We start from the raw sequence: 14,526 nt of genomic DNA on the forward strand, positions 1-14,526 counted from the left end.
ATACATGGCAGATAAAAAAATAGAAAAAACAACATTAAAAAATACTTCCGGATATGTTTTCCAAGTTTTAGGTCCTGTTGTTGATGTTAAATTTAATGAAGATAATATTCCAAGTATTTATGATGCTTTAATAGTTTATAATAATGGTGTTGAACTTTACTTAGAAGTAGAACAACATATTGGTGATGAAGTTGTTAGAACAATTGCTATGGGGCCAACTGAAGGTCTTGCAAAAGGTATTGAAGTAATTAATACTCAAAGTCCAATTTTAGCCCCAGTTGGTGAAGGTGTTTTAGGAAGAATGTTTAATGTTACTGGCCATGCTATTGATGAAAAACCAGAATTTACTAAATCAAGAATGCCAATTCATAGAGCTGCCCCTGCTTATGAAGAATTAGTTACAAATGCTGAAATATTAGAAACTGGTATTAAAGTTATTGATTTAATTATTCCATTTGCAAAAGGTGGGAAAATCGGTTTATTTGGTGGAGCTGGAGTTGGTAAGACTGTTCTTATTCAAGAATTAATAAATAACATTGCCAAAGCTCACTCAGGTGTTTCTGTTTTTGCTGGGGTTGGTGAAAGAACTAGAGAAGGAAATGATCTTTATCATGAGTTTATTGAAGCTGGTGTTTTGGATAAAACAAGTTTAGTTTTTGGTCAAATGAATGAACCTCCTGGAGCACGTATGCGTGTTGCATTAACTGGTTTGACAATTGCTGAATACTTTAGAGATAAAAAAAATATGGATGTCTTATTATTTATTGATAACATTTTTAGATTTACTCAAGCAGGAAGTGAAGTTTCGGCTTTATTGGGACGTATGCCTTCAGCTGTTGGATATCAACCTACTTTATCAACTGAAATGGGTATGTTGCAAGAAAGAATTACATCAACAAACAAAGGTTCAATTACTTCTGTTCAAGCAGTTTATGTTCCAGCTGATGACTTAACTGACCCAGCTCCTGCTACAACATTTACTCACTTAGATGCAAAAATTGTTCTTGACCGTTCAATTGCTAGTTTAGGTATTTATCCTGCTGTTGATCCATTATCATCATCATCAAGAATGTTAGACCCAGAAATTATTGGAGAAGAGCACTACAATGTTGCTTTAAAAGTGCAATCTACTTTACAAAAATATGAAGAACTTCAATCAATCATTGCTATTTTAGGAATGGATGAATTAAGTGAAGAAGATAAATTAATTGTTAACCGAGCTAGAAGAGTTAAAAAATTCTTATCTCAATCATTTTTTGTTGGTGAAAAATTTACTGGTAGACCAGGAACCTTTGTTAAAATTAGTGATACTGTAAGATCATTTAAAATGATTCTTGATGGTGAACTTGATCATATACCAGAAATGATGTTTATGTATAAAGGAACTGCAGAAGACGTTATTGCTGAGTTTGAAAAAAACAAAGGAAAAGTTTAGTTATTATGTTAATTAAATTAATAGTCAATACTCCTAATGGTAAATTCATCGATAATGAAGAAGTTGAAATTATCAATTTAAAAACAACTGATGGTGAAATTGGTGTATTAGCCAATATGGAACCCATGATTAGTGCTTTAAAAATTGGGAATATGAATTACAAAAAAAATGGCAAAATCAGATATATACATTTACACAGAGGGTTAGCAATCATTCAAAAAGATGAATGCAAAATAATTACTGAAAGACTTTATGAAGTTAACGAAAAAGGCGATCGCATTTAAAAAATACCACTAATTTGTAGTGGTATTTTTTAAAATCAACTTTAGTGTTTTAGAAAAGTCTTGCAGCCTTTAAAATGTCATCTCTTACCTTTTCAATATTTTTTAAAGAAGTTTGTTCATTATAAGGTGGCATGTCCATCATTTCATTAATAATTGGTACAGTCACTTTTGCACCTAAAAATTCTCAAATATTTTTAACATAATCTGTAAAAGCGCCATTTGGTGTGTTTGTTCCACCTTTTGTTGCTAATAATTGAACATTTTCAATGTTTGACAACATACCAATAGCTTTTCCATCTTTCGACCCTTTATAAGTAAAGGAAAGGTTTGCAATTGTAATATGGTCAATAAAGTTTTTTAATATAGCAGGGATACTATAATTAATCATAGAAAAATTTAAAATAATTTTATCAATTGATTTTAATTGTTCTATAAATTTAAAAGAGTCTTCTTGATTAAAAAAAGTTTGAATATTGTTTCTTGTTAAAGTTTTTTGAGACATTGATATTTCATTTAAATCCAAATATATAATTTGATCATCAAAATGAAGTTTTTGATATTCATTTACAAATAATTTTGACATTTCAAGTGAATCGGAGTTATTTTCTTGCGAAACACTTGAGTTTATAACTAATATTTTTTTCATTTTACGCTTTCTATTTTGTATTTTTTTTATACAAGTATATAATAATACAAAGCAAATAAAAATGTAAGTACCCACTTTATTGTTATATACTTACAAAAAAGAAAGTAAGGAATCATGGAACAATTTTGCCCTTTAGAATACACTTTAAATTTTATTAAATCAAAATGAGTAATTTTAATAATAAGAGAATTAACTTTAGGAACTCAAAGGTTCAATGAATTAGAAAAGAAAATTGCTGGTATCAGTCAAAAGGTTTTGACTTCTAACTTGAGATTCTTAGAAGAAAATAATTTAGTTGAGCGTAAAGTATACCCAGTTGTAACACCTAAAGTAGAATATTCTTTAACTAATCTTGGAAAAAGTTTACAACCAATATTAGATCAAATGACTGAATGAGGAATTAAAAATATTAAAAAATAATTTATTTATAAGGAATCAAAAGTTATTTGTGTTGTAGACATTATAATTAAAAGAAAAGAAGAAAGAGGATTTTATGGAAAAAGTTTTATTTATTGGGCTAGGGCATATGGGTGCTTCACTAGTTAAGGGTGTTTTGCAAAATAACAAAGAAGATATAGAAGTTTATGGATTTGATGCAATTAAAGAGGTGCAACAAAAAGCTTTAAATGAAATTTCAAATCTTAAATCTATATCTGAAATATCAGATATTAAAAAACTTCAAATTAATTGTATAGTAATTGGGGTTAGACCAATTGATGTAAAAGAGCTTTGTGAACAAATCGATAATCTAAATTTGGCAAATATAACAGTTATTTGCATGGCCAATGCAGTTTCAATATCAGATTTACAAAAAAGTTTTCAAAAAAGTAAAACAATTAGCATAATAAGAATGATGCCAAATATGAATGCTTCAATTCAAAAATCAGTTACTGCATTGGCTACAAACAATGCTTCTGCAGATCAATTAGAATTTGCAAAAAATTTATTTAAAAATTGTGGAATAGTAGAAATTATTGATGAAAATAAGTTTGGTACTTTCACAGCGATTTCTGGTTGTTCGCCATCTTATGTGATATCTTTTTATAAAGCTATGACAGAATATGCAACTGAAAATGGTTTTTCAAAAGAACAATCTTTTGAAATAATTAAACAAACTATTATAGGAAGTATTTTAAATGTATCTGATCCCAAATTAGATTTAAGAAAGAAAATAGATCAGATTTGTGTTCCTGGTGGTTCAACAATTGAAGGTCAAAAAATACTTGATAGTGAAAAATTTGAAAAAATAGTTAAAAAAGCTTTAAAAGCAGCTGATCAAAAAGCAAAAAAATTATAAAACATTTTAAGGTTTTAAATAAATGAATATACAGACCAATAAAATTAGGCGGATAACAGGTAAATTTATTTTAATAAAAAAGATAATTTTATTATTAAAATTTTGATTTAAAACTTGCTAAGTAGGAAATCAAGCTAGTTTTTAAGAAATATATTATTGATCTAAAATAAAATTCATTATTTTTTATAATTACTCTATTTTTTAATTCATAATTTATTATATAAAGACAGGAGAAAAGATGACACCACATATTAAAGCAAAAAAAGAAGACATTGCAAAGTTTGTGCTTATGCCAGGAGACCCATTAAGAGCTAAGGTTATTGCTGAAAAATTTTTACAAGATGTCAGATTAGTAAATGATGTAAGAAACATGTTTATGTATACAGGATATTATAAAGGAATAAGAATAACTGTTGCGGGAAGTGGTATGGGTTGCCCAAGCATTGGAATATATTCTTATGAACTATATAAATTTTATGATGTTGATGCAATTATAAGAATTGGATCTGCTGGAAGTTATAAAGCTGATATTGATTTATATTCTATTTATAATGTTAAAGAAGCTTATAGTGAAAGCACATATGCAAAAGTTGCTGCAGGTATTGATAGTGAAGTAATTGAAGCTTCAAGAAATTTATTTGAAACTATCAATGAAACAGCTGAAGAAAAAGGTCAAAAAATATTATCTGGAAGAATTCATTCATCTGATGTATTTTATAGAGAAGATAGTTCTTTAGAGTTCACTATTAAACATAACCTTGATGTTGTTGAAATGGAATCATTTGCGCTCTTTACAAATGCTATTACAACTAAAAAAATGGCAGCATGTTTACTAACTGTATCTGATAACTTGATTACACACAAAGAAACAAGCGCTGATGATCGCCAAAACAATTTTATGGGAATGGTTGAATTAGCTTTAGAATCGGTTTTAAAATTAAAATAAATTTATTTGTAGAACCATTAATTTTGGTGTGAATATAATCTCCTAAGTATAGTATTTCAAGAATAAAAATATATTCTTGCTAATATTTTAACTAAAGGAGATTTTTTTATAGACAATATTAAATGTAAAAAATCAAATATTAAATCCTTTGAAGAAAAAATGCAAATTATTAATGATCGCTATAAGATTTAATTAACTTTTAGATTGTTGGCTATTAAAATATTTTTTCGTTATTGTACTGTTAGAAGATGGTGTTCAGATTAAAAAATAAACAGAAAAAACTACATTTATAAAATTACTAATAGGAAAGGTCGAAATAATGAGATTAAAGAATTGTGCTGCGAGAAAAACTCTTTAGAGCACAAAAATCATGAAATAGTGAGATTAAAAAATAAAGTAAGAGAGATTAAGGTGAAACTTTTTTTAGCAGTTGAAAAAATGAATGATTGCAAAATTTTCAAACTGAAAACTTTGAATCTATTAGGAATAAAGATTTTTAATATACAGACTATTATAACTTTAAAAGAATAAAAATAAAAAACACTCCATAAAACTATGAAGTGCTTTCTAGTATTTCAATAATTTAAACTACTTTTTTAAATTGACAAACTGCAAATCTTATGATTTAAGTATTACATAAGTTCTACAGTTGTAATGATTATAATTAATATTAATAAAGTATTTAAAAATTTTTATAATTCTAAATTATTCTGATTTTTCTGATTCTCTGGGTATATTACATATCACTGTACATTTAAGAGAAATTCAGAAACTTTCGATATCAGTTTGAATTAAAGAGTTATTAGGATCAATACCGTTAAAAAACTCATAATTATTTAAATCAAGAACATTATTCATATTATCCCCCCTTTCTTAGTAGATATTATAATACTTTTTAAAATATAATTCATATTATGGTATAAAATATAAAAAAGGAATTTATGAAAACACATTCTTATGAAAAAATTTTAAATAAATTTAATATAAATTATACGGAAGATTTATTTTACTTTAAATCTTGCTGTATTGATGATAAAAAAAATATAATAATGGGATGAAAAATTCATATTTCTAGTGATATTTTATCTTCAAATTATTTATGTGAGACAATAATTCGATATTGTAAAATTAATTCATTAAATTTTAAAATTTTAAAAAATTCAGAAATTCTCTTAAATTCATTAAGTAAAAAAAGTAGGCAAGAGCAATTAGGAAAATTTATAACTATTTATTTCAATTCAAAAAAATCTTTTATTAATAACATTGAAAATATTTATATCTTAATAGATTCTAAAAAGGCTAATGGACCATACATTTATACAGACAAAAGATATAAAGATTCTAAAGTAATATATTATAGATTTGGAGCTATTTATCCAAGAATTTTATTAAATGAATTTGGAGATCCTTATTTTTATTATAAAAAAAATAAAATACTATTAAATTCTGAAAATTATTACAAAGTATTTGAAAAAGATAAAAAGCTCTTGATGAGTTGTTTTTAAAATACAATAAATACGAATTCAAAAAAATCAATAAACTTTATAAAATTATTTCAATTTTACATAAGTCAAGTACGGGGAATATATATTTAGGCGAGTTTAATAATCAAAAAATTATTGTAAAGGAATACAGACCATATACTAATATTGATTCTAACAATCGTGATTCTATTTTCTTCGCCAAAAATTCAATAAAAATAAGAGAAAAAATTAAAAATTTGACTGCAATTCCTAAATTAATTGATTATTTTTGAGAATGAGAAAATTTCTTTATAGTTGAAGAATACATTGAAGCCAAAAAATTAAGTAATGTTATAAATCACAGAAACTGTTTTTTTAAAAACTTTAATTCAATTTTATATATCGACACATATAATTATAAAAAATTTGCTCTTCAAATTTTTCTTCAAATTTTTTTAATTTATCAAGAAATGCGCAAAAATAAAATATTTCATGGAGATTTTAGTCTTGAAAATATTTTATTAAACAGTAAAAATAATGTTTATCTAATAGATTTTGACCATGCATATTTTAAAAATGAAAAGAAAAAACATTTCACAATATACGGTAATTATTCTAATTACAAAATTGGCTTGAATAAAAACAATAGAGATTTGTATTCGTTGGGTTGCATATTCGTTAATATGTTTAAAAATAAGAGTTCATATTTAAAAAATAAATCTTCTTCTAAAAAAATAATTTCAGATATAATCAATGATTTTGATTTTTCAAAAAATATTCAAAAAATAATATTAAATTTGGTTATTAAATCTAAAGCAAAATTAAAAAAAGTACATAAGATTTTAGAAGAAGAATTACAAAATATGGATATTTTTTACTTACTTCAAAATAAAATTGAATTTTATGAAAAAAACATAAAACTCACTACTTTAAATAAAAGACACACTCTCTTATTTAAAGCAATTACAGGCAATCTCAATATACAAAAAGAGGAAAATGTTTTCGACATTATATTAAAAATAACTAATAACTTCTCTATAAATAAAAATTTTTTATTTAGTAACATAAATTTTTTAGAAAAATATGAAAAATGCAGCATAAAAAAAATAATAAGTGTATCTTCTGAAAAAGATATTCTTTTACTTGGTTGCATATTATGCTTTCATTATTTAAAAATAAAAGAAAACACAAATTTTTTAAAAAATTGAATATTTGAAAGTTTTGATAAAATTGTGTTTTTCAATCAAAGTCAAAATCACGAAAATAATATTAAAATAAATCATTTATTTTATTTAAAAATGATGTTTTTAAATTTATATTATAAAATAGAACCAAAAAAACAGGTATTTAAATATATTGAAATATATGTAGATATTATTTTGCAGAAGACAGTAAAATACAACCATCTCTATCTTATTAGAGACGGTTTATATTTAAAACCGGGACTTTTTGAAGGTATGTCAGGTTTCGTTTTAAATTTTAATTTCTTTCCTTCAAAAATAATTGAAAATAATAAGACAAAGTTTGATCAAATTTTAAAATGTTCTTTCATTATAAATTCAAATTCAAGTTCTTTATCGAATGGCTTAGCGGGTTTTGCATTAGCAAACACAATATTAAACAAAAATAATAATACTGATTATTTAATTAAAATTATCAAAGAAATTGAATTAATGGAGATAAAGAATAAAAATTTTATTTATTTTTTAAATAAAGATAAATCAGTTTATTCTAATGATTTTTCATTCGGAACTTTAGGAGTTTTATTTTCTTTGAAAATGATATTAATTTTTATAAAAATAGAATTAAAAATATAAAATAAGTAGCAGTTGTTGAAGGGTATTATATTTTGATGATTTTGTAAAATGTAGTATGCTGTTTATGTTTTAAAACTGCAAAAAATCTATTTAATAATAGATTTCCAACATTTTATTTTTTTAAAGTCTATAATACTTTAAAAGGAAGATTATTATGAAAAAATATAAAGTTATTTTATCATTTGTTATTTTTTTAGCTTTTTGTGAAGGTTTTTTGATGGTGATTTCATCATATTCAACTTCTTTTATTGGCAATTCTTTAGAAAAAGAAACTCCATTTGTTCAAATTATAATTATTCTATCCATTATAGTAGCTCTTACTTTAATTTATTACTTTTTTACGATGATGAACGGTTACTTTCAGCAAAGATTATGAAAACGTTTAATTTTTAATTACAAAATGAGAATAAATCATTATTTAGTAAATAATTCTACTGAATTATTAAGAACTGATAAAGTCCAAGATTTTGAAGCTGTTTTTCTTAATGATGCTGAAATCATTAGAGAAAACCGATACGCCATAGCAATCAATTTTTTTAGTTTATCAATTGAAATGATCACAGCCATTGGGATTATCATCTATAATATTTTAACTAAAAAAGATTTTATTTATTTGTGAGTTGTTTTAATTGTAGTGGTTATTAGTTTACTTATTTTTTTAAATTATAATTTTTGAAATAAAAAACTAAGAAAAAACCAGGAAAATTTTTCTCAAAATAATCATTTATATAATAAAAATTTAAATTCTATTCTTCATGGGTATCAGATTATTTTTGGAAATAATTTAATCAATTTATTCAAAGATAAAATGAATAAAGTTAATACAGATTATGAAACTAAGGATTTTACTAATCAATATCAAAAAAATATTTTAAATACACTTTTAAAGTTAGGTAATTATTTTTCAACAATATTAATAACAATTATAACTATTTATCTTTGAATAAAAAATATCATAACTTTAGGTGAAAGTATCGCAATAAGTTCATTATCGATAAATTTAATTAATTCAATTGTAAGTTTTTTACAAAATTTGGCAGTTTTTAATTCAACTAAAAATATTTTTAATAAATATAATGATAAAAATCATAATCTTGAGTTTAACTTTGAATCCGAACAAGTTCAAACGATTGAATTTGAAAACGTTCAAATAAAATATGGTGATAAAGTTGTTATTAAAAACTTTAATCAAAAATTTGAACTTAATCAAAAATATTTATTAAGTGGGCCTAGTGGAACAGGCAAAAGTACATTAGTTAAAAGTCTAATTCAATTAACTCAAATAAGTGAGGGTAACATTAAAATCAATGGCAAAACCATAGATGATAAAAACTTACCAAATTTAAAAAACCAAATAGCATATATTGATCAAAATACCTATCTTTTTGATGATTCAGTGGCTTTTAATATTGCTTTAGATGAAGAATATGATGTAAACAAAATTAATCAAATTCTCGATTTAATCAAATTACCACAACTAAAAATTACTGCTAAAAATGATCAAATCAATTTAGGTGGAGAAAATGATAAGTTATCTGGGGGTGAAAAACAGCGAATTGGTTTAGCAAGAGCTTTGTATACTGATAAACCCATTTGAATAATTGATGAAAACACCTCAAATTTAGATAAATTAAATAAAGAGATAATTGAAAAGATTATTTTAACTCAAAGAAATAAAATGATTATTATGATTAGCCACGATTTATTAAAAGAAAATTATCAATATTTGGACCATGAAATTAAACTAAATACCAATTAGAAAGGAAATTTATGAAAAAATTTAAAATATTAGTATTTTTTACTGCTTTACTTATTATTTTTCAAAGTACAGTATATTTATTTTTATCATTTATCATTTCTTTTTTAGGTAAAACAAACTCTGATTTGATAAAAACAGTTTTAATTTTAGCAATTTATCCAATTTTATGAATTGTGTGGTTATCTTCTAAAATTCTGCAAGACTATTTAAAAAATAAATGTTTAAAATTAATGATGCTAAATTATAAAAGTAAAATTACCACTTATATAGTTAATCATTCATTTCAAGATTTTGAAGATATGAAATTCAATGAATATAAATCTAATTTTATGAATGATGCGAAAATGATAAGAATTCGATATTCTATTTATTTTGTATTAATTGAAAATACAATAACTATTCTTGTAGCAGCAGGGATGTTAATTTATATCTCCCCAATTTTATTTGGAGCTAGTTTTGGGTTTAGCATAATTACTTTACTTATTTCAATTTATGCAGGAACAATGTTAATGAGGTGAGTTGAAAAAATATCACTTAATAATGCTAGCTATGTTCATAAATTAAATAACTTATTAAAAGGCTTCCAATTAATGTTTTCTAATTCTAAAATCAAAATATTTCAAAAAAAATTAGATAATTTTAATGATGAATTTGAAACAAACCACGCTAAATTTATTTGTAAACAATTTAAATGGTCAATTCCTTTTGGGTTAAATAATCGCTTAAGTTGATGTATATGTTTAATTTTAAATGCTTATTTATTATATTCAAAACAAATAACTGCTGCAGAATTTATTGCTGTCATTCCAATTTTTACTAATTTCAATAATGAGTTAATTGGAGTTTTTGAATCAACAGCTAACTTGTTTTCAACTAATTCAATTAATCGAAAATTCAATTTAGAAAATGAGTTGAATATTTCTAGTGGTAATCAATTTAAAAAGGTTGAAGAAGTTAGTTTGCAAGGTATTAGTATTAGTTATAATGAAAAACCAATTATTAACAATTTATCATGTGATTTTAAAGCTAACCAAAAATATTTATTGAGCGGAAAATCAGGGGCTGGAAAAACCACACTAATAAAAACAATTGTTGGTTTTAAAAATATTAATCAAGGAGTCATTTCAGTTAACAATCAAATCATTGATAATAAAAATCTATATGATTTTAAAAATCACATCAGTTATGTCGAACAAAATACATACTTATTTGATGATACTGTTGGTTTTAATATAGCTTTGAGCGATCATTACGATATAGACAGAATTAATGCAATTTTAAAATTAATTCAATTGGATTCTATTGCTAATTTTGATCACAGCACAATTATTGGTGGGGATAGTGATAAAATTTCTGGTGGTCAAAAACAACGAATTGGTTTAGCTAGAGCATTATATTTAAATCGTCAAATATGATTGATTGATGAAACTACTTCTAATCTTGACAAAGAAAATAAATATATTATTGAAAATATCATTTTAAATCAAAAAGATAAAATTGTTGTTATGATAAGTCATAATTTAAGCAAAGAAAATCAAAGTAAAATTAATCAAATAATCACAATATAATTTCAAATGCAAAAAACTTGAGCGAACTGTCTGTTTTTCTCAAGTTTTTAAATGACATCATTGGCTTTTATTTTTCAACATATTTTTTAGAAGCTTGACAAAACTTTGAAGCATGACTGTGATGACCAACATCAATTTCACCTGAATAAATCCTCAACTTAACTTAATAAAACAATCTTATATTTTCACCATTTTTTATCTTCGTTAATTTAATTAATGCACTAATTAAAAAGGCAAAAAAGAATATTTATCGCCACTTATTTATTATTATTACTCATTTTATTTGAAATTATGATAATATTGTAAAAATTAGATATGGAGGAATAAAATGAAGAAAATAATTCTTTTCAAAAATCATAAAGGGCATTTAGCTATTTATATTACTTTAAGTATTATTCAAAATATTAGTGTCGTTTTATCAACATATTCTTTAGGGATGGTGCTAAAAAATGCTGTACCACCTATTTCAGATTTTACAAGGGCAGGTTATCTATCCTTATTTACTATAACACTATTCTTATTATCAGCATTTTGTAGTTATATTAATACAATTGTAAAAACTGATTTAAGCAAAAAAATTAAAATCGATTTGATAAATATCGTTATTTTAAAAATATTTTCTTATAATTTGCAAGAATTTAATGAAAATAAAAAAGGAGAATACTTATCTTGAATTAACAATGATGTGGAAAATATTGAAAGTGGAGTTTATTCATTATTTCTTATTTTTTTAGATTCATTTTTTAGCATTATTTTCACATTCATTGCCTTAGCTTTTATTAGTTGAATAGTATTATTGATTACAATATTTTTTTCTTTATTATTTTTAGTTGTCCCTTATTTTATGAAAAAAAGAATTACTAAAAATATTATTAATTCTTCACTTTCTTCTGCTGATTTTATTAGTAGAACAGAAAATTTGATGAATGGTTATGAAGAATTTTATGCAAGTAACAAAAGTAATATTTTAAGAAGTTTAATAACTACAACTGGGTTAAATTATGAGAATGTCAAACAAAAACAAACACTAACAGTTAATAAACTGCTTTTATTTATGCACTCTTTTATTATCTTTGTAAAATTTGCTGTTATTGTTGCTGTTATTATTTTATCTTCATCTTATGAATGAATAATAAAGGGTGGACCATTAATGGTCTTATCAATTGAACCACTATCATATTCTTTTGTAATTCAATTTTCTAATATTATTACGAATCTTACCTCATTTTTTTCTCATACTGAATTAGCAAAGAAATTTAATGTTAACAATAAAGAAGCTAAAATAAGTAAAATAAACTTTCAAAATTTAAAAATTAATAATTTAAACTATAGTATTGAAAATAAAGAAATAATTCATAATCTATCATTTGATATTAAAAAAAATGAAAAGATATTAATCATTGGAGAGTCAGGAGCTGGTAAATCAACGATATTTAATATTTTAATGAAAAGAGTAAAAGATTTTTCTGGACAAATTTATTTTAATGATAATAAAAAAATAAATTATAATGAAATAAATGATAGATCTTTATTTCAATTCATTGATTTTCTTAATCAACACCCATTGTTTTTTAATGATACTCTTAAAAATAACTTAACGCTATTTGATGAAAATATTGAAGAAAATGATATTTTAAACGCTTTAAAAAGAACTAACATGATTAAATGGTTTGAACAAAATGGTAGTGATTTAAATACGATGATTAATAGTGAAAATAAAAATATTTCGTCTGGAGAAATGCAAAGATTATCTTTAGCAAGAGTTTTACTTAGAAATAAAGAGTTATTATTTTTGGATGAAGTAACTGCTAATTTAGATATCGATAATCGCAGATTAATTGAAGAAATAATTTTAAATTCTGATAAAACAATTTTATTTATTTCTCACTCAATAGAAGAAGAAAATAAATCAAAGTTCGATAAAGTTATTCAAATTTAATTTTGGTATTGAAAGGAGGCTATAAAAAATGATATTTTTCGCTCAAAAACAACCCAAGCTTGAAATTGACAGAATTATTGTTCGTCCAGATGGATCAATTGAAATAATATTTAAATAAAAGATATAGAATCGGTTAAAATAAAACTCAATTATAATGCTAAAATCAACGCATATAATAGACTGAACCCCGAAAAGTAAGTACAAAATAAAACTTGTATAATACTTTAAAAGAAAGGGGTTCTTTTACTATGGGAAAAAAAGGACAAAAATATAATAAATACACAATTGAATTTATTAATGAGGTTCTTAAAGAACGCGAAAAAAACGGAATTAATTCAACCTCGCAAAAATTTCAAATACCATCAGGTACTATAAAAACTTGAAAGCATAAGTATAAAAATCATGAAACAATTGTAAAACAGAAAAAGGGTTTCGGAAAAAAAGATGAAAAAAATTATAAAGAGAGGTATGAAGTTCTAAAAAAGTTCATTGACTTCTTGGAAAGCCAAGAAGGTTCAAAGTAATGTTTATCAGAGAAAATCTTAAAAATTATAAATTATCTTTAATGTTAGATGTTTTAGCATTAAAAAGATCTTATTGAGATAAATACAAAAATTTTGTTTTTGATGAAAAGGATAAAATTTGTTTACAAGAAATTAAAAAGGTTTTTGATGAAAATTTAAAACAATTTGGCTATCGAGAAATAGATAAGGCCCTTAGACGAAAAGGCATAACTATTAATCATAAAAAGATTCTCAGAATAATGAATACCTATGGTATTCGCGCCCATTACGTTAGAAAAATGATTAAAAAAGCTTCAATTAACAAAATTCTACAAAGTTACATCAATGTTCATCCAGATCTAATTCAAAGAAAATTTAATCAAGTTAAAACTAGATTTTCTGTTTTATTCTGTCGAATTGTAAGTGATAATGTCTCAATGAATTAGAAAGTAGAAATGTCTTAAAGCCTTAAAAATATATTTGAGGTGTTGAAATGAGAACAGAGGTAAACTATATCAAAAGAAATGCATTCGAATTTATTGAACAAGTAATGAAGGGCAAGGTTACAAAACAAAAAGCAGCAATCATACTTAATTGCACAATAAGAACGATCAATAGAAAAATAATAAGATATAAACAAAATGGTATAAAAGGTTTTATTCATAAAAACTGTAATAAAAAATCTAATCAAGCAACACATAAAGTTGTAGTTGACAAAATTTTAAAACTAAGATATGAAATTTACTATGATTTTAGTTATATACATTTTTGAGAAAAATTAATTCAAGATCACGATATTAAGATTTCTTATAAAACATTAATTTTTATTCTTGAAAAACAGTATATTATTTCACCTTTTTAACACCGTT

The 14,526-nt window shown here is 23.8% G+C and carries 14 protein-coding genes; 13 read left to right on the forward strand and 1 reads right to left on the reverse strand.

Annotation, left to right across the window (positions count from 1 at the left end):
• The first annotated feature begins 4 nt into the window (after nucleotides 1–4).
• Both atpD and EELLY_RS02920 read left to right on the forward strand, forming a co-directional pair.
• A complete protein-coding gene (gene atpD, locus EELLY_RS02915) occupies nucleotides 5–1,435 on the forward strand; it encodes a F0F1 ATP synthase subunit beta (protein ID WP_104205973.1) in 1,431 nt (476 codons plus the stop codon).
• Nucleotides 1,436–1,440: 5 nt separating this feature from the next.
• The gene (locus EELLY_RS02920; protein WP_104205974.1) at nucleotides 1,441–1,719 is read left to right on the forward strand and encodes a hypothetical protein; all 279 of its coding nucleotides are present in this window, start codon (nucleotides 1,441–1,443) and stop codon (nucleotides 1,717–1,719) included.
• Nucleotides 1,720–1,768: 49 nt separating this feature from the next.
• On the opposite strand, the gene EELLY_RS02925 is transcribed toward EELLY_RS02920, so the two are convergent.
• Nucleotides 1,769–2,365 (reverse strand): FMN-dependent NADH-azoreductase, encoded by a 597-nt coding sequence (locus EELLY_RS02925; protein WP_104205975.1) that lies wholly within the window; start codon nucleotides 2,363–2,365, stop codon nucleotides 1,769–1,771.
• 114 nt (nucleotides 2,366–2,479) lie between these two features.
• Here EELLY_RS02925 and EELLY_RS02930 point away from each other — a divergent pair, with 114 nt between their 5' ends.
• The 11 genes from EELLY_RS02930 to EELLY_RS02980 all read left to right on the forward strand — a co-directional run bounded on the left by EELLY_RS02930 (nucleotide 2,480) and on the right by EELLY_RS02980 (nucleotide 14,519).
• Entirely contained in the window at nucleotides 2,480–2,785 is a 306-nt protein-coding gene (locus EELLY_RS02930; RefSeq protein WP_104205976.1) for a winged helix-turn-helix transcriptional regulator, read from the forward strand.
• A gap of 73 nt (nucleotides 2,786–2,858) precedes the next feature.
• Nucleotides 2,859–3,662: a pyrroline-5-carboxylate reductase family protein gene (locus tag EELLY_RS02935; protein WP_104205977.1), complete on the forward strand. Its 804-nt coding sequence runs from the start codon at nucleotides 2,859–2,861 to the stop codon at nucleotides 3,660–3,662.
• Between the two features lie 238 nt (nucleotides 3,663–3,900).
• Nucleotides 3,901–4,608: a purine-nucleoside phosphorylase gene (deoD, locus tag EELLY_RS02940; RefSeq protein ID WP_104205978.1), complete on the forward strand. Its 708-nt coding sequence runs from the start codon at nucleotides 3,901–3,903 to the stop codon at nucleotides 4,606–4,608.
• A gap of 941 nt (nucleotides 4,609–5,549) precedes the next feature.
• Complete coding sequence (locus EELLY_RS02945) at nucleotides 5,550–6,113, forward strand: class III lanthionine synthetase LanKC N-terminal domain-containing protein (protein ID WP_104205979.1); 564 nt, start codon at nucleotides 5,550–5,552, stop codon at nucleotides 6,111–6,113.
• Nucleotides 6,104–7,888 carry a protein kinase domain-containing protein gene (locus EELLY_RS02950; protein WP_104205980.1) on the forward strand — a complete coding sequence of 595 codons (1,785 nt, stop codon included), beginning with the start codon at nucleotides 6,104–6,106 and terminating at the stop codon, nucleotides 7,886–7,888. The genes EELLY_RS02945 and EELLY_RS02950 overlap by 10 nt, the downstream gene beginning before the upstream one ends.
• Before the next feature lie 154 nt (nucleotides 7,889–8,042).
• Nucleotides 8,043–9,647, forward strand: coding sequence for an ABC transporter ATP-binding protein (locus tag EELLY_RS02955; RefSeq protein WP_104205981.1), 1,605 nt, complete (start codon nucleotides 8,043–8,045; stop codon nucleotides 9,645–9,647).
• 11 nt (nucleotides 9,648–9,658) lie between these two features.
• Nucleotides 9,659–11,215, forward strand: a complete 1,557-nt coding sequence (locus EELLY_RS02960; protein ID WP_104205982.1) for an ATP-binding cassette domain-containing protein — start codon at nucleotides 9,659–9,661, stop codon at nucleotides 11,213–11,215.
• Between the two features lie 328 nt (nucleotides 11,216–11,543).
• Complete coding sequence (locus tag EELLY_RS02965; protein WP_104205983.1) at nucleotides 11,544–13,154, forward strand: ATP-binding cassette domain-containing protein; 1,611 nt, start codon at nucleotides 11,544–11,546, stop codon at nucleotides 13,152–13,154.
• Nucleotides 13,155–13,402: 248 nt separating this feature from the next.
• The gene (locus EELLY_RS02970; protein ID WP_104205984.1) at nucleotides 13,403–13,678 is read left to right on the forward strand and encodes a hypothetical protein; all 276 of its coding nucleotides are present in this window, start codon (nucleotides 13,403–13,405) and stop codon (nucleotides 13,676–13,678) included.
• A complete protein-coding gene (locus EELLY_RS02975) occupies nucleotides 13,678–14,103 on the forward strand; it encodes an IS3 family transposase (protein ID WP_104205985.1) in 426 nt (141 codons plus the stop codon). The genes EELLY_RS02970 and EELLY_RS02975 overlap by 1 nt, the downstream gene beginning before the upstream one ends.
• A 47-nt stretch (nucleotides 14,104–14,150) precedes the next feature.
• Nucleotides 14,151–14,519, forward strand: coding sequence for a hypothetical protein (locus EELLY_RS02980; protein ID WP_104205986.1), 369 nt, complete (start codon nucleotides 14,151–14,153; stop codon nucleotides 14,517–14,519).
• Nucleotides 14,520–14,526 lie beyond the last annotated feature (7 nt).

Origin of the sequence: Entomoplasma ellychniae (assembly GCF_002930155.1) — a bacterium.
GTDB classification, from domain to species: Bacteria; Bacillota_I; Bacilli_A; order Mycoplasmatales; family Mycoplasmataceae; genus Entomoplasma; species Entomoplasma ellychniae.